The organism is Flagellimonas sp. B-3 (genome assembly GCF_056857835.1).
The window spans coordinates 18,262-40,354 of record NZ_JBSXNW010000024.1; the positions used below are offsets into that span (position 1 = coordinate 18,262).

A 22,093-nucleotide genomic window follows, 5' to 3' on the forward strand; every position below is an offset into this window, starting at 1 on the left:
TTGTTTAAAAACCTTTTCTTTTATTTCAGTTGAATATTAACTACGTTGCCATTTAAACTAAAAAACCATTATGGAAGAACTAGAAAATTATCAAACATACATTGATCAAGCCATGGATTGGGCTGTAGGCATTTTACCAAGTCTTATAACAGCCATCATCACATTTTTTATAGGTCTTTGGGTCATCAAATTTTTCAATCGAATGGTCCGTCGCTTTTTTGCAAAAAAGGATTATGATGAAACCTTGGAATCTTTCTTACAGAGTTTTATCAGTATTACCCTAAAAGCATTACTGTTTGTTTTGGTGATTACGCAATTGGGCGTTAAGACCTCTTCCTTGGTCGCCATTGTGGGTGCCGCAGGCCTTGCTGTTGGTTTGGCATTACAGGGGTCTTTGGCCAATTTTGCCGGCGGGGTACTTATCCTCATTTTTAAACCTTTTAAGGTAGGGGATTGGATTTCTGCACAAGGTGTGGATGGCACTGTAAAGGAAATTTCCATTTTCAACACTAAGTTGAGCACTTTTGGCAACCAAATTGCCATTATCCCTAACGGACAACTTTCCAATGGGAACATTGTGAACTACAATATGGAAGATACCCGAAGGGATAAAATAGATGTGGGTATCGGTTACGGGTCCAACATCAAGGAGGCCAAAGAAATCTTGTTACAGATTTGCGCGGATAATCCCAACATCAATACCGAGCCAGCACCGGAAGTCTACGTTGGCGCATTGGCAGACAGTTCGGTAAACCTAACGTTACGCTTTTGGGCCAATAATGATGTGTTTTGGCCAGCACATTTTTATGTAATGGAGCAAACAAAATTACGTTTTGACGCCGCTGGAATCGAAATTCCATTCCCACAAAGGGTTATGCACAAAGCATTGGAAGATTAATTTTTTTTCTTTTTCTGCTGAAGGACAAAGTCTTTGAGGTAGTAAGGTTCAAAATAGGCCACATCCTCAAATTGTTTGGAAATATATTTATTATGGAAGGCAATTGAAGCCATTTCCTTAGCAGAAGGAACTACAGATTCATTAAAAATAAAATTGGGGTGTTGCAGGACACCCCTACATTTTTCTGCACCACTGCCCACCACATATACTTTGGTATCGGAAACATAATCGGCAAAAGATTCCTCATTGACAATCTCTGCACGGGTCTCTCGTACTTCTTTATAATCAGAACCATAGACACAGGAATAGACTTCCATACGTCTGGCATCCAGTACAGGAATCACCAATTCTCCAGGGCTTAAATACACCTGATGCGCCATACTTTGTAAAGTAGGCACGGAAATCAACGGTATGTCCAGAGAAAAGCACAGCCCTTTGGCAGCGGACACCCCTATCCGGAGTCCTGTGTACGAACCGGGCCCTTTACTTATAGAAATGGCATCCAGGTCCGAAAATGACAAAGAAGCCTCTTTCAAGGCTTCTTTTATAAATACATGCAATTGTTCCGAATGCGAATAGCTTGTGGCATTGTTCTCTTTTAGGACTAGGATGTCGTCATCCTTAGATATGCTTACGGAGCAATTGGTGGTCGCGGTTTCCAAATGTAGTAGTATAGCCATAGCGGCCACAAAGATACTAGTTTAACCAGTATTAGTGCAGTAGTGCATTTTGATAATATTGCGATAAACCGTCAAGTTCGAGTTTTTTCAGAAGGAAAAAGTACCGAGAACAAGGTTTACGCTTAAGAAAATTCTTTTCTCGATACAATTTTCTTTGGTTTCGACTTCGCTCAACCACCAAAAACCACTCGAAATGACGAATTTTTATCAAAATGCACTACGAGTTAGTTTAATGAAATGGGCAACCCGAAGTAGAACTCCAATATTTTCAACCGGAAGATATAATCGTACTTGGTGCGGATCACATCGGCTTGGGCATTTTCCACTCTGGACTGTGCTTGACTAAAGTCAAAAGCGTTCATTAATCCAACATCAAAACGCTCTTTGGCATATTCGTAGGCCAAACGTCTGGCTTCCAAAGTTTTTTCTGCTGCGATATAAGCCTTTTCAAAAGTACTTACATCCACATAGGCCTGTTGGATAGTGTTTTCCAAGTCCAGCTTATCCTGTTTAAATTGCAATTTTGCTTTTTCCAGACTGATCTTAGATCGCATCACGTTGTTACGAGTGCTCCATCCGTTAAATATGGGTATGTTCAATTGTGCCCCGTAACTTATACCATCAAAAATCCATAACTGGTCCGTTAGGTTCGGCGTGTAGGGAATTCCATCACCGTCAGGTATTTGGGTCACATCGGAATATCTTGTACCGTACTGGAAAAATGCAGACAAGGTCGGCAAATAAGCACCTTTGGCAATCTTAAGGTCCTGTTCGGCCAAATCCACATTGGATTCGGAGAATTTAATATCGTTTCTAAAACCCAAGGCCTTATCAAAAATTACCTTTGGAGAGTTTTTAAGGATATCCGAAGGCGGAATTTCGAACTCCTCTTCTGCAATATCAAAGTTTTCGTAATCGGTTATCTGTAGCAATTGTGCCAAATTAACACGAGCGATCAAAACATTGCTTTCACCGTTCACAATCTGCTGTTCTTGATTGGCAGCGGTTGCCTCAATCTCCAAAAGATCCCCCCTTGGCACAACTCCAGATTCCACCAGCTCCTTGGTCCTTTTCAAGTCTTGTTCCGTAACGGCGTATTGCGCTTTAAAGGTTTTTAATTGCTCCTTGTTGGAAAGTACCTGTAAATAGGCATTGGCCACATTTAAACGAATATCGTCCTTTAAATTATCCAAACGATATTGGTTGGCAATGGCATTCATTTTTGCCCTGTTCAATTGGTGCATGTTCCTCAAGCCATCAAAAAGGGTTACATTGGAGCTAACACCAATGTTCATGTTATTTGCCGTGCTGTTTGTAGGCAGGTTGTTTGTTGGGTTAATGGAGAAACCTGTATTACTCGATACCGATGTTGATCCATTTAAACTAGGAAGCATGTTTCCTATGGCATCGGACTTATCTATTTTAGCGTTTTCCAGATCTAGTTCAAATTGTTCTACGGTCAAATTGTTCTCCACCGCGTATTCCACACACTCCTGAAGCGTCCATTGACGTACTTGTGCACTGGTCAAGGTAACGGCGAACAATAATAGTAGTAACGTTATGCTATTTTTCATTCGTTTTTTGATTTTGGTTTGTAAAATGATGGTCAGCATGGATTAATCCTCTTCAGATTTCTTCTCGAGCTTGTTCCAGACTTTGATCTTATCATCTTCGCCAATGCCTGAAACAATTTCTACGTCTATACCATCACTAACCCCCAATTCAAGATCTTTGCGTTCGAATTCGTTTTCGCCTGTCTGTACTTCCACGTATGGTTTTTCGGTCTCCTTATCAAACTGAAGCAAAGCTTCTTTTATGGCCAACACATCCTTTTTCTCTTCCAAAACAATGGAAGCATTTGCACTGTACCCGGCCCGCACATACGAGGTGCTATCGGTTTCCTTTACATCCAAATCACCTTCAATCTTAAACTGAACAGCACCTTCTTCTTCCACCCCTTTAGGTGCAATGAATTTTAATTTGGCATCGAATTTTTGCTCCTCCAAGGCTCCAAGGCTTATTTCCAATGGCATTCCCACACTTAACTTTCCAACCTCGGCCTCGTCCACTTCACCTTCAAAAATCATTTTGGACATATCGGCGATGGTGGCTATGGTGGTCCCTTCGTTAAAGTTGTTGCTTTGGATCACCTGATCTCCTTCTTTTACAGGAATCTCAAGAATAGTTCCGGAAACAGTTGCCCTAATGTTGGTGTTTGCACTGGCGGAACCTCCCGCGGAGCCTTTTCTGATAATCTGATAATCGGCCTGGGCATTTTTTAATTCTTGCAATGCCTGGTCATAGGTCAACTTTAAGTTGTTAAAGTCCTGACTGGAGATAACACCTTTGTCAAACAGCGTTTTGTTTCTATCGTACTCTATTTTGGCATTGTTAAGGGCCAATTCTGCATTGCGGACCCTTCCTGCGGCTTGGTTCACGGATTGCTCGTTGGGAACCACTTTTATTACTGCGATAAGGTCACCGGACTTTACCTTGGCTCCTTCTTCCAATAGGATTTTGTCTATAATCCCGGAAATTTGAGGTTTGATGTTGATTTCATCCTCAGGTATCACCTTTCCGGTAACGATTACTTTATTTACGATGTCCTTTCGTTCTGCTGTTTCGGTTTTATACAGCTCTACAGGAGTACTGTTCTGCTTTAAAAAGTAGACAACGGCGGCCAAAATACCAATGACCACTACCCCTATCAATCCGTATTTTACATACTTGTTCATTCTTGCTTATTTGATTCGTTATTTAATTGTATTGATGATTATTCTTCTCTTAGTGCGTCTATGGGCTTAATTTTTACGGCCCGGTTGGCTGGCAATAGGCCTATGAGCACACTCAGCCCTACCATTAAAATAAATGATATGATAAACTGTGGGATGCTGATCATGGGCTGCACAAAAGGGAAATTCTCCCCGCTGCCAAACATGGCATCCAAAATGGATAATATTCCTACTGCAACCGCAAATCCTACCAAACCTGCAAATGCTGTTAAAACAATGGCTTCCACAACAATTTGACGTTTTACGATGACCGGGGTTGCACCCAAGGCCCTACGCACTCCTATCTCTTGTGTACGCTCCTTTACCGTGATCAGCAGAATATTACTAATGGCTATCACGCCCGCCAGTAATGTGAAGATTCCCACAAAAAAGGAAAATCCTTTTAGGACCGTTGTAAATGCCGTGATGTTATTGAATATCTCCGACATATCGAAGCTTCCTATGGCACGCTCGTCATCGGGGTGGATATCATACTTGGCCTTTAAAATGCTCTTGATCTGACTTTCTACAAAGGGCACTGGTGTATTCTCTTCGACGGCAATGGCCATCCATCCCATCCTATCGCCAGAATTAAAGGCTTTTTGAAAAGTGGAAAAGGGTATAAATACTGCATTTTCCCCATCAATATTAATGTTGTTGTTGGGTTTATAAATTCCCACCACACTAAAATATACACCGTTGATACGGATATCCTCGCCTATGGCATTATCCCCTTTATCAAATAGAAGTTTATAGGTTTCTTCGCCAATAACACATACTTTTTTGGAATGTTCAATATCGGTCTGGTTCAAGAACCTGCCTTCCACCAGTTTCTTTTTGGTGATGTTGTCTATTTCCGGAAAGTCTCCGTACACTGCAGAACCACTTGTCTGTCCATTTCTGTAAACGGTTACGGTTCCTCTGTGACTGGCCAGCTCAATTCGTGGTGCCAGCACCTCAATCTCCGGAATCTGTCTTTTTAAAATGTCCGCATCTTCGAGCTTGTAACGGATTCTTCGCCCACGTTCAAAACCTTTGTAGGGTTCGGAGGTTGATTGTCCCCAAACAAACAAGCTGTTCGAGGCTGTTCCTGCAAAAATTTTATTGAAACCATTGTTCATTCCATTGGCCGACCCCAATAAGAGCACCAAGATGATCATGGCGAAAATTACACCCAACATAGTTAGGAAGGTCCTGAACATATTCTTGCTCAGCGTATGAAAAATTTCTATCCACAAATCCTTATCAAATAACCACATAACTATATATCACTTAGTGCAACAATGGGTTTAACATTTGCAGCTTTCATGGCCGGTAATAGCCCTGCCAATACTCCTGCAATTATCAAAATAATGGTGGCCGTAACCACGGTGGAAAGATTTACAGAGGGGTTGCTAAAGGCAGGTGTTTCTATCATGGGGCCTACCGCTGCCAAAATCATCCAAGCAAACAACAATCCCACAAAACCAGAAATGGCGGTAATAAAAACGGATTCCAACAATACCAAGTTTATTATTTGACGTGGTCTTGCTCCAAGTGCTTTCCGCACCCCGATTTCTTTTGTTCTTTCCTTGATCGTAAATACCATAATATTTCCGATACCAACGATTCCTGCAACGAGGATCAAAAAACCAACTCCGATACCGATTCCTTTTAAAACCGATGTAAAACTGCTGATATTTTCAAAGGCTTCTGCATAGTTCCAAACATTAAGGCCTGCTTGATCGTCCGGAGCGATTTTGTGGCGTCTTTTCATCAACATTTCCAATCTTTCGGAAAATGCCAATGCCTCTGTCAAATCATAATTGGGATTATAGGTCAAGGCAATACTGGCAATTTCGTTGGTATTGCCATAAATGCGTTGATAGGTACTCACTGGCGCATAAATTCTTCTTTCCGCATTGTCATCGCCATCATCGGTAAAAATCCCGATTACCCTAAAGGGTAAACCATTGAACTCTATAAACTTTCCAAGAGGGTCTTCTTTTTTGAACAGATCTTCGGCCACTTTTCTGCCGATTACTGCTACTTTGGCCTTATTGACAATATCTGCCTCATTAATATACCTACCGGCAACAACCAAGGTTTTTTCTATGGCCTGATGATCGGGATGGGTTGCCTGCACGGAATATGAGCCTGTTTCGTCTTTATACCTTGCCGCTGCGTTGGCATAATATCGGGCACTTATGTATTCAATATCTTTAGAAAAGCTCTGCTTGATATATTCTAAATCATCATTTTTTAATTGAATACGTCTGCCAGCTTCAAAACCACCATATGCTTTGGATGTAGTTCCTGGGCGAACAAATATAGAGTTGGTGGCATCATCGTTGAACTGACCAACAAAACCATTCTGCATACCGTTTACCGAAGCGAGCAACATTACCAAAATAAAGATGGCCCACCCCACGGAGAAACCTGTCAAAAAAGTTCTCAGCTTATTGGTTTTGATCGTATTGAATATTTCCTGCCAAACGTCTCGATCAAACATACTGTTCTGCTCTTACTTGTTCGACTTTTTTATCTTCTACGATAACACCATCCTTAAGGTGTACTATACGTTTGCACATGTGGGCTATATCTTCCTCGTGGGTAACCACTAATATGGTATTGCCGTCATCGTTGATTTTTTGGATAAGGTCCATGACCTCATAAGAAGTTGTACTGTCCAAGGCACCCGTTGGCTCATCCGCCAAAAGCACTTTGGGTTCTGCAGCCATGGCTCGCGCAATGGCCACCCTTTGCTTTTGACCTCCGGAAAGTTCACTGGGCAAGTGGTCCGCCCATGGTTTTAAGCCAACTCGCTCCAAATACTTCATGGCCTTTTCTTGGCGCTCCTTTCTGGGCACTTTTTGATAATAGAGCGGAAGGGCCACATTCTCCAAGGCACTTTTATAATTGATCAAGTTGAAGGATTGAAAGATGAATCCCAAGAATTTGTTCCTATATTGGGCAGCCTTGGTTTCGCTCAGGTTTTTAATCGGCACACCATCCAAGGTATACTCACCGGAATCCGCTCCGTCCAACATTCCCAAAATGTTCAACAATGTGGATTTTCCAGATCCCGAAGACCCCATAATGGCCACAAGCTCCCCTTCTTTTACTTTAAAATTTATCCCCTTTAAAACATGGAGGGAATTACTCCCCATCTTATAGGATTTATGAAGATCTTTGATTTCAATCATGATTGATGATGTTAGCTATCTTACGTTTACCTCTGCAAGTAAGACAGTAATGTTGTTAAATTGTTACAAGATTTTTTACTTTTTTTTCCTAACGACGGATTTAATCACCCATTCCTTGGCAAAACCCAGGTAGCATTACCCAAATAGAGATGCCCGTGACAACAGATAGTACGCTTAAAAAAATGTAGTTGATTCTTTATTGAGGTGCCAAATATTTTGGCCACTGTTCCAGGTCGAACAAGGTCGGCTATTTTGATTAATGAGTCACGCAAGCGTCTATCAATAAGACAATCAAACTTACTAAATATACAGTGTAAGGTAAAACTTGTGCAGAAAAGCTATTTTAGCTTCTCATTTTTCTATAAATGAAGTAGAAAAGGCCAGCCACCAGTACATAGGGCACGGCCATTAGGTAAACAATTCCGTTATTGATCGCCTCTGCAGTTTTTCCATCGGATTCACTTTCTACAACTGCACGGCACATAGCACACTGGGCTTCCGACACAGTTGGGAAAACCAATATAACAAGTAGAATTAACAGCAATTTTGTTTTCATGGAAAAATCAATATTGATAATAGGGTGAAATCATCACATAGACCAGAACTCCGGTAACCGCAACATATAGCCATATTGGGAAGGTATATTTTGCCCATTGCCTATGACTTTCAAAATCGTCCAAATACACTTTTGAATATGTGATCAACACCAAAGGAATTACCGATATGGACAAGACAATGTGCGTCATCAAAATAAAGTAATAAACAAATTTAATGGGTCCTTCTCCACCAAAAACAGTCGTTTCAGAGGTCATATGATAGGCTACATACATAATCAGAAACAATGCTGAAAGCACAATATTGGTCGTCATCAACCTACGGTGTATCAATTGTCTGCCATTTTTAATGGCTATAAATGCAACAATAAGCAATATAGAGGTTAAACCATTGATTCCCGCATAGATCGGCGGCAAAAAAGATAATGGTTTTGCATTTGGGATCTTGTACCTAAACAATACGGCAACCACTAAAGGTATTGCAATGGAAATTACGGTTATCAATCTATTATACCGTTTTTCCTTTAAAGAAATTTCATCGGTCATTCTGCCAATAGTTTTTTAATGTCCTCTTTTAATATCGTAATCTGTTGGGTTTCCCCGTCTGAGTTTACTCCTTGCTCTTCTGTAATGGTACCGCGATAATAGATTAGCGGGTTGCCAAACTCATCTTTACGCGAACGAATATATCCATTTTTATCAACCAATGCGAACATACCGGAATGCTCAAATCCGCCCGGGGCATCTTGGTCTTCGTTGGCAAAGATGTAAAATCCTTCTTGTGCCAATTGATAGATCTTGTCCTGATCACCTGTCAACAAGTGCCAATCCTTATCCGTAATCCCATATTTTTTGGCATACTTGGTAAGCACAGATGGTGTATCGTACCGTGGGTTAATGGTAAAGGATGCCACCCCAAAATCCTCATCTCCTTTAAAGGTTTCCTGTAGTTCTACCAAGTTCTTGGTCATTACAGGGCAAATGGTAGGACAGGTGGTAAAGAAGAATTCCACCACATAAACCTTCCCCAAATAATCTTCGTTGGTAACTAATACGCTATCCTGATTGTAAAATGAAAAGTCGGGAACTCTGCGTTTTTCTCCCTGGTTTACCACAAAACCCACTTTGGTATTTTTGTTTGGAACACTCATACGGTCGTTTTCCACGACTGTGCCCCCTTTTACACGTTTTGTAATTTCGTACACGGCAAAAATCCCAAAAATCAAGATGATTGCGGATACCCAAATGTAGGTGTACTTCTTTTTATTATTTGCTCCTGTCGGCATTATTCTTTTTTAGGGCCAGACGGTATTCTGCCAAGATAATCTTGACATCGTCCACCATTTTATTGTTCAGTTCTGCAACGGAAGAAGTATCAAAACCATATTTGACGCCTTCATCTTCATCGTCGGTCCGTCCGCGTAGGCTTAGGTCTTTGTCAACTATAAAAACATTGGGTGTAGCCAAATCATCGCCCAAATCAACATTGGTTTGCAATGATTCAAAAAGTGACTTGATTTCGTCTTCGGCACCAAAGGCAAAGTGCCATTTATCCACGTTGGACAATTTCCCCAATTCATTCTTCAACTCCCCCACTTGCTCTTCATTGCCTTGGGGAACGACCATGATCATTTGAAAATCGTTGAATTCTCCAAATCTTTTGTAAATCTTTTGATTTAGATTGAAAGCATTCCCTTGCATTTTTTCCACATTGTTTCCCAAAAAACCGAGAATGGTGATCTTGTCTTTAAACTGAACGTTGGGATCCATTTGGGAAACATCTGATATTTTTTCGGTAAGGATTGGCAAACGTCCAAAATTGTTTACCCCCGATGCAAAAAACAAATAGACCACGACAGGGAGTATAAAAAGGCTTGCTAATACGATTTTCTTTTTCATAGTGTTTTCAACCGTACAAAAATAAAAAAAGACGGTTGGAAAACCGTCTTTTAATTTTGTTAAATACTTTCTTAGAAGTCCCAGGTTACGAATCCCTCGGTATACACATTATAAATGTAATCTGCTTCGAACAGCAGAATGAATATTAAATAACATATTAGGAATACGGGGGTCCATACAATTACCCTTCTTAATGGTGTTTTTTCGTCCCTAAGGTGCATAAAGTCCCACGCAATGTAATAGGCTTTCACCAAAGTTAGGATGATAAAAATCCAATTGAGCAATTTCATCCCCAAAAAGTAGCCGTGGGTCAAAAATCTTGGTTTAACAATACCCAAAGCAACTTCAATAGTGGTAACTATTGTGAGGAAGATAAGCACTCCCCAAATTTTTTGGGTGTTCGACTTAAATTTTAAAAGTCCTCTAAAAATCTCAAGTTTATGTTCGTGTGCCATTTAAAATCAATGTTTTTATACCAAATAAAAGAATGTAAATACGAATACCCATACCAAATCCACAAAGTGCCAGTACAGCCCAACTTTCTCCACCATTTCGTAATGGCCCCTGCGTTGGTATGTGCCCAAAATCACATTAAAGAATATGATGATGTTGATTACTACACCCGAGAATACGTGGAATCCATGGAATCCTGTGATAAAGAAGAAGAAATCCGCGAACAGTCTATGACCGTATTCGTTGTGGACAAGGTTGGCACCTTCTACCACTTGATTGGCTTCCAATATTTTGGCCAAAGATTCTTTTCTGTCCAAAAGGGTCTTTTCTCCCTCTTCATTCAATTGTTCGGTACGGATCAAGATATTTGGTGTTGCCTTGAAACCTTCCACAACTTCATTTAGAGAATAGGATGTTTTGTAACCTTCGCTCTCAAACCAAATTCCTTGGTTTGCTTGGTGCTTTATTCTTTCTTCCGGTAGGGTTTCGGCAAAGTCGGCCAAAGCTGCTCTTTCACCTGTTTCGGCATTCACAAACTGAAGAATTCTTCCCGAGTTTGTTTCTACCGCTCCGTAATCACCCTTTATAAAAGTTGCCCATTCCCAAGCTTGTGAGCCAACAAAGATGGCACCACCGATAATGGTAAGGAACATGTAAAGGATAACGCTTTTCTGTTTCATTTTATGACCTGCATCCACAGCCAATACCATGGTCACGGAAGACATAATCAAAATAAAGGTCATAAAGGCCACATAGTACATGGGGTAGTTTCCATGGAAAAAAGGCACGTGGGTAAATACCTCATCGGCAATTGGCCATAGCTCTATAAACTTAAATCTTGAGAAACCGTATGCCACCAAAAAACCAGAAAAGGTCAAGGCATCCGACATGATAAAAAACCACATCATCATTTTTCCATAGCTAGCGCCGAGGGGTTTATTTCCACCTCCCCAAACGCTGTCTTCTGTACCGGTACTTACCGTTGCATCCATATAAAAGGTCGTTTTATTAAAACTTTCACAAATTTACATTTTTTGATGTATTGTAAAAGACAAACTTGATTGAAAACTGCTCCAAACAAAATTTATTTCACGAAATACATAAATAGAATTAGATATACCCAAATAAAATCCAGAAAATGCCAAAAAGTGGCCCCTAATTCCATCCCCAACATGTTCTCCGGGGTATATTTACTTCTGAGTTGTTGCACCAAAACCACCGAAAGTGATATTAATCCTGCCACGACGTGGGCAATGTGCACCGCTGCCAACAAAAAGACGTAGGACATTTTTATGTTGCTCGTGGGACCTGTAAAATAATAGCCATCTTCCAACATTTGGGAAAATCCTACAAATTGTAAGGATATAAATGTTATCCCGAGCACCAATGTGATGAGCAAAAATATTGTCCCGTTCTTTTGATTGTTTTTGGCTACGGCTTTTTTGGCCAACAAATAGGTGATACTGCTCAAGATAATCATGGCGGTACTGATGAAAAATGCACTGGGCAGCTCCAAATCGCTTACCCAATCTTCCCGTTTGCTACTTACAATGTAGGCACTGGTCCAACCGGCAAAGCCCATAATCAAACTCACAATACCGAACCAGAGCATCATTTTTTTTGCCCGCCTGTTCTTTTCTTTCGCTGTTCCTTGGGTTAAATCCATTTTAGTTTATAAACTTATCTATTACGTACACTATTTGAATCAATGATATATAGGTGACACTGGCCAACATCAATTTCCTTGCTGAAGGATTGTCCCTGTTTTCGTATAATTTGAAGGCGAAGAACAACATGACCAATCCGGACAGCAGTACAATTACGGCTGCTGGAATGGAAAGATGTAATCTTCCTGTAAAACCAAATACGGGGATTATGGAGATAACGATCATCCAAATGGTATACAGAATGATTTGTATTGCTGTTCCCTTGTCCTTTTTGCCTGTAGGCAACATTTTAAACCCTGCCTGTTTGTAATCTTCGTCCAGCATCCAGCCAAGTGCCCAAAAGTGGGGAAACTGCCAAAAAAACTGGATCATGAACAACGTTCCTGGTTCAATGCCAAAATCATCGGTTGCCGCTACCCACCCCAACATAAAAGGAATCGCCCCAGGAAAAGCCCCCACAAATACTGAAAGTGGCGATTTGGTTTTTAATGGTGTATACACACTGGTGTACAAAAATATGGATATGGCCCCGAACATGGCCGTTTTTGGGCTTAGGGCAAATAATGCCAACACCCCCAAGACCGTCAAGACTACGGCAATGATCAATGCGGTTCTCACGGACATTCTCCCTGATGGGATGGGTCTGTTTCTGGTACGCTTCATTAAAGCGTCCAAATCTTTTTCTATGATTTGATTGTATGCGTTTGATGCCCCTACCATACAATAGCCCCCGAACATTAATAATAAAAGGGAAACTACATCAATCTGGTATGCGCCTAGAAAATACCCCGCGATGGAAGAGAAAACCACACTAATGGCCAGTTTGGCCTTGGTAATCTCCTTAAAATCGGAAAATAATAAGGAAAAAGTATTATTTTTTACGGAACCTACGGCAGATTTCATCCACATCTTTATTGGCTGGCAAAGATAACGCCAGTACGTATCTTTTGCAACCAAAGCTAAAGTTTTATGATTCTTGGAGTTAAATCCATAAAAAAAGCCCGAATGAAATTATCATTCGGGCTTTTCCATTCCTGCCTCGACAGGAATTATATAACTCTTATTACTGTAGTTTAAATGTAATTGGAATACTGAAAGGTACTTTTACGGGTCTACCTCTTTGCTTTCCAGGAGTCATTTTAGGCAGTTTTTGGATAATTCTCATTGCCTCAGCTTCTAAGTTTTTATCCGGTCCGCGCATTCTAATGTTTCCGATACTTCCATCTTTCTGGATAACGAAAATTACGCTAACCCTACCTTGAACTCCCATTTCTTGGGCAATTTCTGGGTAACGGAAGTTTTTACGGATGTGCTTCTGCATCATTTCTTGGAAACATGCTTTTTTATCACTGGCATTTTCACAGCCTGGGAAAACAGGAACATCTTCAATTACGGCAAAGGGAACGGAAATATCCTCTTCCACCTCTTCCACTTCAACTTCCTCGATTTCGATTACCTCTTCTTCTTGGCTAGTTTCGGTAGACTCGATAACGGTCTCTTCCACCTCTTCTTCATCTTCTACAACCTCGATTACTTCGGGGGCAGCAGGTGGCGGTGGCGGTGGCGGAGTTTTGATTTGCTCGGTCATTGGCACTTCTTCGTCCAATTGATCTTCAACATTCATAGAAATGTCGTAGTCATTGACCTTATCATATTTTTTCCACTCCATGGCACCGTAGACCAATGCCAAAACAGCGGCCAATCCTATAACAAAATATAGCGTACTGTTTCTTCCTACGTCTGCTTTCGGGTTCTTTTTTGGTTCCATCCTTTTTCTCCTTTTCTAAATTTAGTGTTTGCTAATTTAATTATTAATTGGTTAAATAAACAATTAAAATTTCCATTTTAACGGGTTTTTCTTAGAAAAAAACCACACAATAAGCCCAATTCCTGCAAATGCGCCCAATGTATTGGCCAAAACATCGCCAATTTCGGCCATTCTATCGGTTGTGACCATATATTGTAATACCTCAATAACTATACCATATACAATTGCCAAGCCAACAACAATTTTTGTGGTTTTGCTCAATCCAAGGCTTCCCTTGGTTCTTTCCCGAAAACTCAAACAACCTACAAATCCGAACACCATATAAAATATAAAATGTGTGATTTTATCGGCATAGGGAATGTTTAGGTTACCTGTATCCAAGTCCATATCCGAAAAAGAAAATAAGCTGAGTATCGTAATAACGATTACCCAGCTTACAAATAATAAGGTATATATATTTTTCTTAAGCACCTATCAACGCCTTGTAGTCGTCGGCACTCATAAGGCCTTCCACCTCAGAGGGCTCGCTTAGTTTAATTTTCACCATCCATCCATCACCATAGGGGTCGGAGTTTACTTTCTCGGGCTCGTCTTCCAAAGCTTCATTAAACTCAATAATCTCTCCACTCAAGGGCAAAAACAAGTCAGAAACGGTCTTTACTGCTTCAACCGTTCCAAAAACTTCTTCTTTATCCAATGTTTCGTCCAAAGTTTCCACTTCAACGTAAACGATATCCCCTAGCTCGCTTTGGGCAAAATCCGTAATGCCTACGGTAGCGATATCTCCATCTATTTTGACCCATTCATGGTCTTTTGTATATTTTAATTCTGATGGTATGTTCATTACTATATATTTGAATTAGTCGATGGACAAATGTAACAGATTGCGGAAAGCTTTTCAAAGAAACTTTGCGACAAAATGAAAGAAAATCGGATAACCTTATTGAACTCGTCTTAAGTTTTCAAATTCAAGCGAAAATTTAAGGTTTTGTGCCCAGATGAAAGCTTTTTTGAGCTGCATAGCAGAGCTACGGGGCGAGAAAAAGAAGAAATATAGGTGCAAAAGAAAAATTTGCAGCAAATATTGGGAACTCAAGACGAGTTCATTTATTAGTTCCCAAAGTTGTACCGCAACGTAAAGCCCGCATTGATGGTTGTTTGTGGAAATGCCGTGGAAACCGCAAACTCCGAGAAGGAATGATCATAGAAGAACAGCGCGTTCAAACTTTTGCTCAGGGCATAATCGGCCGTGAACTTGATGGACATTAATTTTTGCCCCGAGGTAATTTGGTTATTGTCGATATCCAAATTACGGATTATGGTAATGTTATCACGAAGTGAAAGGTCCGCTTTTAGGTTCAAGTCTCCTTTCAAACGTGTTTTCTCTCCCCCAATGTTGGTCACAAATTTCACATCCTTGAAGCGATATCCAAGCCCTAGGGTATATTCGTTCCCATTGATTTCCGTCAGCAAATTGTTGTCAAAACTCAAGGACAAGGTTCTACTGGTCCGCACCTCGGCCAAAAAGCTAAAGGAGTTCTGCATTTCAAAATCCACCCGCATCAACGGACTGAACTCATCAGTCAAAACAACATTATTAATGAGGGTTTTGGGTAACAAATCCCCATTTTCTGGGTCGAATGTGGTATTCTGACGTTCCAAGTTGGTCTGGAATGAGTTCACACTATAGGCGGCACGATACCCATGACTCAAGGAGAAACGCTTGAATTTCTTCTTGAACCACCTATTTTTCATCAAACCTGTGTACTTAATATTCCAGTTGGGGATTGGGATATCACGGAAGGCATCCATATTTACACGTTCCACATCCTGTCCGGTGTAGGCTGCGAAGAATGCGGGAAGCAATACTTCCTGTTGTGTTTTACCATAACGTTCGGGGAAACCATCCTCATCCAATTCTCCTGGGCTCTCGCCCCTATCGGATACCAATCTGTTGGCGATGGTTATTCTATTTTGTTTGAATTGCTCAAAAGTCTCGGAATCGAACTCATCACTTTTATTGAAGACTGTTCCGATCATTACAGTGGAAATACTAAAGTTGCCCATTTCATTGATCAGTCCATTCTGTCCATTCATCCATTCTTCTGGACTGTAACTTTCTTGGGAGGAACTCATATAATTTCTATCGGCACTCAAATCTATGGTCAGATCTTGGGTGGGCTGTGCCGTGGCAGTAATGTTCAATTGCTTGTTGGTGTTTTGCATAAACTGCCTGCTGTACTCGGGATAATCGGTCAACCATCCGTTACGTGCAGCTTCAAAACGCACATCGGCCTGACTTCCGAACACAAAACCCAAAGTTGGTCGGGTGGTTCCAATAAATCCAATGGATTGGGTATATCCCGGCAGTACGGTACCGCGGTTTTCGCTGTAATTTACATTTAACCGTTTTACCATGGTAACAATATCCACCAACGTATTAAAACCCTTACTTGTTTTTCTTGGTCCATCGGCAGCTTCACCATTTGCGGGATTACCTGCTTTATCCCTTCTGATAGCCGCTTGGTTTGCCGTTACTTTGCCATCACGCTTCTTTAGGCCCAAAAAGTCATAAAAACGCTGCATGCTCATATTGGCCGTTAAATTATGGGTGCTGGCGTTCTGTACGGTATTAATGTCTTCGTTGGCGACCTCGCGCAATGCATCGCCCCCGCGTTGCCAATCAAAATTACTGGTGTAGGTGTACTGTGCATTTATAAAATTGAGGAAGGGTATCTTGCTAAATGGCAGCTCGTAGTTCAATTGCATTTGCTGTGCATGCCTGTTGGGCTCGCCAATATCAAAAAATCCATCCCAAAGATCAAGCGCATCGTTTATACCGGAATCGGGATTTTCATCCACATTAAAATAATTACGGACAATGTTATTGTTGGACGCGGTCAAATTCAACCGTAACGATTTTGTAATGCTATAATTGAGGGCATATTGCCAGTTGAACAAATAATTTCGCTGTTGTAACAATGGTAATTCCAAAGCATCCACACCAGGTTCCAACACATCCCGATACCGTTGTTGGTTGAAGGAGCGGTTGTAATTTGCATTTACGGAAAGACTTGTTGGCAGTGCATTAAAGTTCAAGTCCTTTAACCATTGCCAATATTTGCCCGTGAGCACGGAATCCTTTTTGGCAAAAGGTGCCACGGGAGCAGGTTTAAAGTTGTGATTGTACACAAATCCGGTGGAAACATTCTGGTCACGAAGTTCCGCAATCTCAAAATCCCTGTGATCTGTTTCGTTATAGGAGTAATTAAAAGTGAAGTTTTCCACGTCGAAGAAGTTTTCCTCGGCTTCCTCTCCCCTATTTTTTCGTACACCGATCAAGTTGATACTGGTTCGTTTCGTATAATCTTCAGCCTGCTCTTCTATATCCTCTGCCTCTTCTGCCGTTGAAGCTGCTGCAATCCTATCATCCAATCTTAAGTCGTCATAAACGGGGTCGAACTCTGGAGTAATGAGTGTTTCGGATATTCCATAATTGAACGGCAATTGCAGGTTCCATTTCTTTGGAAACAGTTGCCCCACATTTACATTGGTCACCACATCGTAAGAAATGGCATCTTCCAAGGAACGCTCCGTAGGAGTTTGGTCAATGGAACCAAAGCCCGATGTGCTTCGGCTTCCTGTTGCCGTCACATTGGCAAAATCGGCCATGTTGGCGTCCAAAGCAGCGGTAGCGGCCCACCCTCCATTATTTTCAAGACCTGCCAAGCGAAGCTCATTGAACCACACTTCCCCACGGGCCGGAATGTCATCAATGTTTTTAATACCGACCATCATGCCACGAATACTGCCCAAAGATGGATTACCACGAATACCAATACGAACGGTGCCCGGGGTTCTTGGGGCAAACTCATCCACTAGCACGGCCTCACCGTCCACAATTTCGTAGTATTTGATTTCGTCCAAGGTCTGATCGGATATTCCTTTGGATTTAACTTTGCCCAAATCGCTCAATGCGACGTCAATTTCGTTTACATCGGGCCAAATTTCATCTGCGGATGAAGCTCCAAATGGGGTAAATTGAAGCGGTAACTCTATTTGATAGAAGTTTTCGGAGAAATCGGTGCCGATCCTCAAGAAACCGACCAGTGGTGTATCACTATCTGAATAATCGGTATTGAATATTTTTTCGGCGTGCATGAACATTTTAAGGCGTTCGTACTGGCGCACATCAACATTTACATTTTTGAACACTCCTCGGGAATCCTGAGACTCCAAATTTTCCACAACAAAGGACAAGGATTGCTCATTCTGGCGGATAATGGTATTGTTATTGTTCAATTGTTCCCGCACAACACCTGGGGGCAATACATAAGGTATGGGTTGCCTTCCGTAGTTTTCTTCAATATTCACGGTATTCACATCGGTTACCGTGGCATCATCCGAAGGATCATTGTCCACATTGGGCTGTAAGGAGTTGGTATAGGTTCTCCAATCGCCACGCACCAAATCCAAGGTTGCAAAACGCAGTACCACATCATCCGAAAATCCGGTAAGGTACATTCTCATAAAGCTAATGGATCTAAAATCCGAGATGCCACCTATGGCATCCGTAAAATCGCTCAATGGTATTTTATACTGAATCCACCTACGGTTCAGTTGTGTTCCATTGGGCAGTGTCGGGGTTTGTCCTTCGCGTATATCCGTTACATATTTGTCGTCGATGGTAGTGTTGGGCTTTATCTGAATACGGTATTCGTAGTAGCTGTTCACCGTGTTCATGGTCAAATCCCGGTCAATATCTTCCACATCTGGCAAAGTTGTGGAACCTCTATTGGTATTTGTTACGGAAACCGGGGAATTCCCTTGCGTATTGTTAAAGTCAAAATAACGGTCCAAGATGCCACCTTCCCTATCCAAGTAATATTGATAGTTATCCAAAGCAGGGTCTTCCGCCGGACCATTATAAATTGCAGCCTCTTGGGCGTCACCGTAGCCATCCAGACCAAGGTCTTGAGCTGTTCTGTTGGCCTCATCGGCATCAAAGGCATACACCAAAGATTGGGTCGATGGCACTTGGCCCCAAGCGGTTTCCCTTGGCACTTCGTTGTTCGTGCTTGCGGGAAGTCCGTTTTCATATTGCTTACGACCATCTTTTAGGATATCTTCGGAGATATTGCCTAAATTAAGCACCAATTCTCCTGCATTGGCATCGGTGGTTTCTCCATCAATATAGGGATCCAACACCCAAAACTGGACAAACTCTACGTTGGATTGCTCAAAGTTGGTACTGCTCAAGGGTCTCATAATACCGCCCCACTTGGCATCTGGGGTTTCGGATTCAAAACTTGGATTGGCATTGTAGGGCCCTTTTTCATTTGGGTAATACACAATATCCAGTGTGCTTTGCACCTGCGTTTGCCCTTGGGCAATATCGGTTTCGGTAAATACCTCATCAATAAAAACCCTACGGGTGGAGTTCAGGGAAATATCGTTGTCCGACAATCCTGATGGTCTCTGATTCGTATAAAAAATAGGGTCTATGGTATACCACGCCATTTTTGCACGCTCGTAGCCTACATCAATTCCTGTTCTATCATCTATATACTCAACTGGCGGACTGGCCAAGGTCCATCCCAAAGAGGAACGGATATCGATCAAGGCCTGTGCTCCTTCAAAATCATCCAGGTAGGTGGTGGTTTCCCCCCTAAAATCCGCATTTTTTGGTGAATTGGGTCGCAAAAAGGCCACTTCGCCCCTCAACGAGAGATTGGAGGGCACATCGGTATCAATATTTGGCAATTTGTTTGCTAGTCTTGTCAAAAAAGGGATTTCGGTACTGAAGTTTCCATTTAGACCAAAAATAGTATTGTTAACAGGTTCTATCCCGTAATTTGATTTTTGGGTAAGGGGTCGCTCGTTCAAATTGAGCAAGGTACCGCCCAAAACAAATTTGTCGTTGAACTTATGTTCTACATTGACCCCCGCAAATCGACGTGTTTGTTGCCCAAATACGGCATTGTTCTCTACAGAAATATTGATGGGGGTATTGGATGCCTCTAAGCTTGGGTCCAAAAGTTGCACCGTTCCCGCTTGATAGTTCACCGTATAATCGATGCCTTCTTGCAATTGACGCCCCCCTGCGGTAACGGTAACGGAACCTTGTGGCACATTAAAAGCCCCGATGGGAATACCATTATTGGATTGGGAGGTGTACCTTCCCTTTATCTGAAAACGGTTTTTTTCGGCATTCTGCAACGAAGCCGCCTTGGTTTTTGCGTACATGTTGCGGAATACGTAACGCCTTTGGTTGGGGTTGTACCCTTGGTCGTTATCCACATCGTAAACCCCGCCTCCCAATTTCTCAAAAAGGTATTCCCCAAAGGGTTCAACCTTGGTGAAAATAATCCGTCCGGATTGGGAATCCACAGTGATTCCTTCCACATAGTCAAAAAACCCATCCCCGCCCGGTTGTACATCATTATAGGTGTTCAAACGGTCTAAATTGAACACATTGAGCAATATCTGATCTTCCAAGCCCGAGGGCCAACCTGCGTTGGGGTCTACTGGCGTAATATAGTTTCGTGGTGTTGGGTCGGAATAAAGGATGTTCAACTTAAAATCCTCTTGATTCAATTGATAGGCCCCGGTTGAGTAGATGTTTTTCATCATCAAATCCCAAATTGGGTCCTCCACGTTGGTAATGTTGCTTTTCAGTAATTTTAAGACCAATGAATTATTTTCAACAAAACTTGTGTTGACCGAAACCGATGTCGCATCAACCCCGCCGTTGGCAAACTCACCCACCTGATAAACCTCGCCATTGTAGGTATACTGAAAAGCTACTCCCAGTACCTCATCGTTGCTCAAACTCTGACTTAGGGAGATATATCCCAATTGGGAATCGAACTCATAATCCCTCCCTGCCTCAAGTTTTCTGGCGTTTTCAAGAATTGCATAATCAAAACCTTGGTTTACGGTATATCCTGGAATATTGAATCCGGAATCCACCGTAGCGATATCTCTAATGGACTGTGTCAGCGCTCCGCTTCCAATTTGATTGGGGTCATAGGCATTGGCCCCGTTCTGAGGAAGCCCACTTGCCACAGCAGAAGGGTTAAAAAACCCTGCTGGGTCACCATTGTTGGCCCCAATACGTGTATTATCGGATATGCCCTCTCCCAAATCCTGAATGGCTACAACATTTCTAACATTTTGTGTTTGCTGGTTTCGATTGGTCACCCACACCTCCAAACGGGTAATTTGAACTTGCGTTTGTATAAAGGGATAAAATTCCAATGCACGATCGTAATTATCGCGAAAATAATGGGCCAGGAAAAAGTGCCTGTCCTCATCGTAATCCAATGCGGTTAGGGAAAACTCGTTTACAGTACCCCCACCTTGGGCAACTACAGTATTGTTTTGTGATCGTTGTTCGGAAAAAACAGCGGTAACCGTTGTTTTCCCAAACTGAAGCTGTGTTTTTACCCCGAACAAACTCTGTGCGCCCGTAATCAAAGAACTGTTGAGGGGCATACTTACGTTACCCACTTCAATTTTTTGAAGAATATCATCCTCGGTCGGGGTATAATCGAGTTTTACCAAATTCTGAAAATCGAATGTGGCTTCGGTGTCATAATTTGCAGTTACCTGAAGACGCTCACCCACTTTTCCCAATAAACTCAAACTGATGCGTTGGTCAAAATCAAATGAAAGATTGGTTCTGTTCCTGGGAGATAGAGCGGGGTTGTCATTTTTTTGCCATAAAATCCCCAAATCCATCGCAACCGACCCTTGTGGGATTACCTCAATGGTGTTCCCGCCAAAAATGGTCTCAAAAAAGTTACTGTTCACATAAAAGTTGGGCAACAGGTTTCTTCTTGCTTCTTCGCTTCCTTCCTTCTTCCCTGCATAGGCATCTGCCTTTTGCTTAAAGTAGGATTTCATCTGTTCCTTTTCAACAAGGTCGTAGTATTGTTCCGGGGTAAGAATTACGGGGTAGTTGACATTAAAATCCCCTATGCTTTCTCTGTAAACGTAAGTATTGGTTTTGGGATCGTAGGTGTATTTTGCAACAATGCTATCAGGATTTTCCATGATAAGGCGACCAAGCTCTACACCTGTTTTTACAGAATCCTGAGCCTGTTCGTTGGTTTCCTGCCCCATTATTGTAGCTATGGACAGCAAACAAACAACAAAGAATATGTACTTAAAGCGTGTTGGTTTAAGTATTGGTTTTGCCCCTTTTTTCAAACTA

At 41.8% G+C, this 22,093-nt stretch carries 19 protein-coding genes; 1 reads left to right on the forward strand and 18 read right to left on the reverse strand.

Features of this window, described 5'->3' with window-relative positions; genetic code table 11:
• Positions 1 to 70: 70 nt before the first annotated feature.
• Positions 71 to 898, forward strand: coding sequence for a mechanosensitive ion channel family protein (locus tag AC13CS_RS12535; protein WP_163625331.1), 828 nt, complete (start codon positions 71 to 73; stop codon positions 896 to 898).
• Here AC13CS_RS12535 and tsaB read toward each other — a convergent pair.
• From tsaB to sov, 18 genes are all read right to left on the reverse strand, one after another.
• Complete coding sequence (gene tsaB / locus AC13CS_RS12540; RefSeq protein ID WP_293167241.1) at positions 895 to 1,578, reverse strand: tRNA (adenosine(37)-N6)-threonylcarbamoyltransferase complex dimerization subunit type 1 TsaB; 684 nt, start codon at positions 1,576 to 1,578, stop codon at positions 895 to 897. The two genes, AC13CS_RS12535 and tsaB, sit on opposite strands and share 4 nt — an antisense overlap.
• A 224-nt stretch (positions 1,579 to 1,802) precedes the next feature.
• Positions 1,803 to 3,152 (reverse strand): TolC family protein, encoded by a 1,350-nt coding sequence (locus tag AC13CS_RS12545; RefSeq protein WP_293167240.1) that lies wholly within the window; start codon positions 3,150 to 3,152, stop codon positions 1,803 to 1,805.
• Positions 3,153 to 3,194: 42 nt separating this feature from the next.
• The gene (locus AC13CS_RS12550; protein WP_293167239.1) at positions 3,195 to 4,313 is read right to left on the reverse strand and encodes an efflux RND transporter periplasmic adaptor subunit; all 1,119 of its coding nucleotides are present in this window, start codon (positions 4,311 to 4,313) and stop codon (positions 3,195 to 3,197) included.
• A 38-nt stretch (positions 4,314 to 4,351) separates the two neighbouring features.
• Entirely contained in the window at positions 4,352 to 5,530 is a 1,179-nt protein-coding gene (locus AC13CS_RS12555) for an ABC transporter permease (protein WP_482888838.1), read from the reverse strand.
• Between the two features lie 80 nt (positions 5,531 to 5,610).
• Positions 5,611 to 6,840: an ABC transporter permease gene (locus AC13CS_RS12560; protein WP_163625336.1), complete on the reverse strand. Its 1,230-nt coding sequence runs from the start codon at positions 6,838 to 6,840 to the stop codon at positions 5,611 to 5,613.
• Entirely contained in the window at positions 6,833 to 7,534 is a 702-nt protein-coding gene (locus AC13CS_RS12565) for an ABC transporter ATP-binding protein (RefSeq protein WP_293167237.1), read from the reverse strand. The genes AC13CS_RS12560 and AC13CS_RS12565 overlap by 8 nt, the downstream gene beginning before the upstream one ends.
• Positions 7,535 to 7,877: 343 nt before the next feature.
• Positions 7,878 to 8,090 carry a hypothetical protein gene (locus AC13CS_RS12570; RefSeq protein ID WP_293167236.1) on the reverse strand — a complete coding sequence of 71 codons (213 nt, stop codon included), beginning with the start codon at positions 8,088 to 8,090 and terminating at the stop codon, positions 7,878 to 7,880.
• Between the two features lie 7 nt (positions 8,091 to 8,097).
• Complete coding sequence (locus AC13CS_RS12575) at positions 8,098 to 8,634, reverse strand: DUF420 domain-containing protein (RefSeq protein WP_293167235.1); 537 nt, start codon at positions 8,632 to 8,634, stop codon at positions 8,098 to 8,100.
• Positions 8,631 to 9,374, reverse strand: coding sequence for an SCO family protein (locus AC13CS_RS12580; RefSeq protein ID WP_293167234.1), 744 nt, complete (start codon positions 9,372 to 9,374; stop codon positions 8,631 to 8,633). Before AC13CS_RS12580 ends, AC13CS_RS12575 begins: the two co-directional genes overlap by 4 nt.
• Positions 9,355 to 9,987, reverse strand: coding sequence for a hypothetical protein (locus AC13CS_RS12585; protein ID WP_293167233.1), 633 nt, complete (start codon positions 9,985 to 9,987; stop codon positions 9,355 to 9,357). Before AC13CS_RS12585 ends, AC13CS_RS12580 begins: the two co-directional genes overlap by 20 nt.
• Before the next feature lie 71 nt (positions 9,988 to 10,058).
• Complete coding sequence (locus tag AC13CS_RS12590; protein WP_293167232.1) at positions 10,059 to 10,442, reverse strand: cytochrome C oxidase subunit IV family protein; 384 nt, start codon at positions 10,440 to 10,442, stop codon at positions 10,059 to 10,061.
• A 15-nt stretch (positions 10,443 to 10,457) separates the two neighbouring features.
• Complete coding sequence (locus AC13CS_RS12595) at positions 10,458 to 11,432, reverse strand: cytochrome c oxidase subunit 3 (RefSeq protein ID WP_293167231.1); 975 nt, start codon at positions 11,430 to 11,432, stop codon at positions 10,458 to 10,460.
• A gap of 92 nt (positions 11,433 to 11,524) precedes the next feature.
• Complete coding sequence (locus AC13CS_RS12600) at positions 11,525 to 12,106, reverse strand: cytochrome c oxidase subunit 3 (RefSeq protein WP_293167230.1); 582 nt, start codon at positions 12,104 to 12,106, stop codon at positions 11,525 to 11,527.
• A 1-nt stretch (position 12,107) separates the two neighbouring features.
• A complete protein-coding gene (cyoE, locus tag AC13CS_RS12605; protein ID WP_163625345.1) occupies positions 12,108 to 13,010 on the reverse strand; it encodes a heme o synthase in 903 nt (300 codons plus the stop codon).
• 160 nt (positions 13,011 to 13,170) lie between these two features.
• A complete protein-coding gene (locus AC13CS_RS12610; protein WP_163625346.1) occupies positions 13,171 to 13,875 on the reverse strand; it encodes an energy transducer TonB in 705 nt (234 codons plus the stop codon).
• Between the two features lie 63 nt (positions 13,876 to 13,938).
• Positions 13,939 to 14,262, reverse strand: a complete 324-nt coding sequence (locus AC13CS_RS12615; protein ID WP_293167229.1) for a VanZ family protein — start codon at positions 14,260 to 14,262, stop codon at positions 13,939 to 13,941.
• 76 nt (positions 14,263 to 14,338) lie between these two features.
• The gene (gene gcvH / locus AC13CS_RS12620) at positions 14,339 to 14,719 is read right to left on the reverse strand and encodes a glycine cleavage system protein GcvH (protein ID WP_293167228.1); all 381 of its coding nucleotides are present in this window, start codon (positions 14,717 to 14,719) and stop codon (positions 14,339 to 14,341) included.
• 266 nt (positions 14,720 to 14,985) lie between these two features.
• On the reverse strand, positions 14,986 to 22,089 hold the full coding sequence (gene sov, locus AC13CS_RS12625; protein ID WP_482888839.1) for a T9SS outer membrane translocon Sov/SprA: 7,104 nt from the start codon (positions 22,087 to 22,089) through the stop codon (positions 14,986 to 14,988).
• Positions 22,090 to 22,093 lie beyond the last annotated feature (4 nt).

Excerpts from the sequence above, each read along its gene's own strand:
- AC13CS_RS12535 (WP_163625331.1), top strand. The coding sequence starts at position 71 with ATGGAAGAACTAGAAAATTATCAAACATACATTGATCAAGCCATGGAT.
- tsaB (WP_293167241.1), bottom strand. The coding sequence starts at position 1,578 with ATGGCTATACTACTACATTTGGAAACCGCGACCACCAATTGCTCCGTA.
- AC13CS_RS12545 (WP_293167240.1), bottom strand. The coding sequence starts at position 3,152 with ATGAAAAATAGCATAACGTTACTACTATTATTGTTCGCCGTTACCTTG.
- AC13CS_RS12550 (WP_293167239.1), bottom strand. The coding sequence starts at position 4,313 with ATGAACAAGTATGTAAAATACGGATTGATAGGGGTAGTGGTCATTGGT.
- AC13CS_RS12555 (WP_482888838.1), bottom strand. The coding sequence starts at position 5,530 with ATGTTGGGTGTAATTTTCGCCATGATCATCTTGGTGCTCTTATTGGGG.
- AC13CS_RS12560 (WP_163625336.1), bottom strand. The coding sequence starts at position 6,840 with ATGTTTGATCGAGACGTTTGGCAGGAAATATTCAATACGATCAAAACC.
- AC13CS_RS12565 (WP_293167237.1), bottom strand. The coding sequence starts at position 7,534 with ATGATTGAAATCAAAGATCTTCATAAATCCTATAAGATGGGGAGTAAT.
- AC13CS_RS12570 (WP_293167236.1), bottom strand. The coding sequence starts at position 8,090 with ATGAAAACAAAATTGCTGTTAATTCTACTTGTTATATTGGTTTTCCCA.
- AC13CS_RS12575 (WP_293167235.1), bottom strand. The coding sequence starts at position 8,634 with ATGACCGATGAAATTTCTTTAAAGGAAAAACGGTATAATAGATTGATA.
- AC13CS_RS12580 (WP_293167234.1), bottom strand. The coding sequence starts at position 9,374 with ATGCCGACAGGAGCAAATAATAAAAAGAAGTACACCTACATTTGGGTA.
- AC13CS_RS12585 (WP_293167233.1), bottom strand. The coding sequence starts at position 9,987 with ATGAAAAAGAAAATCGTATTAGCAAGCCTTTTTATACTCCCTGTCGTG.
- AC13CS_RS12590 (WP_293167232.1), bottom strand. The coding sequence starts at position 10,442 with ATGGCACACGAACATAAACTTGAGATTTTTAGAGGACTTTTAAAATTT.
- AC13CS_RS12595 (WP_293167231.1), bottom strand. The coding sequence starts at position 11,432 with ATGGATGCAACGGTAAGTACCGGTACAGAAGACAGCGTTTGGGGAGGT.
- AC13CS_RS12600 (WP_293167230.1), bottom strand. The coding sequence starts at position 12,106 with ATGGATTTAACCCAAGGAACAGCGAAAGAAAAGAACAGGCGGGCAAAA.
- cyoE (WP_163625345.1), bottom strand. The coding sequence starts at position 13,010 with ATGAAATCTGCCGTAGGTTCCGTAAAAAATAATACTTTTTCCTTATTA.
- AC13CS_RS12610 (WP_163625346.1), bottom strand. The coding sequence starts at position 13,875 with ATGGAACCAAAAAAGAACCCGAAAGCAGACGTAGGAAGAAACAGTACG.
- AC13CS_RS12615 (WP_293167229.1), bottom strand. The coding sequence starts at position 14,262 with ATGGACTTGGATACAGGTAACCTAAACATTCCCTATGCCGATAAAATC.
- gcvH (WP_293167228.1), bottom strand. The coding sequence starts at position 14,719 with ATGAACATACCATCAGAATTAAAATATACAAAAGACCATGAATGGGTC.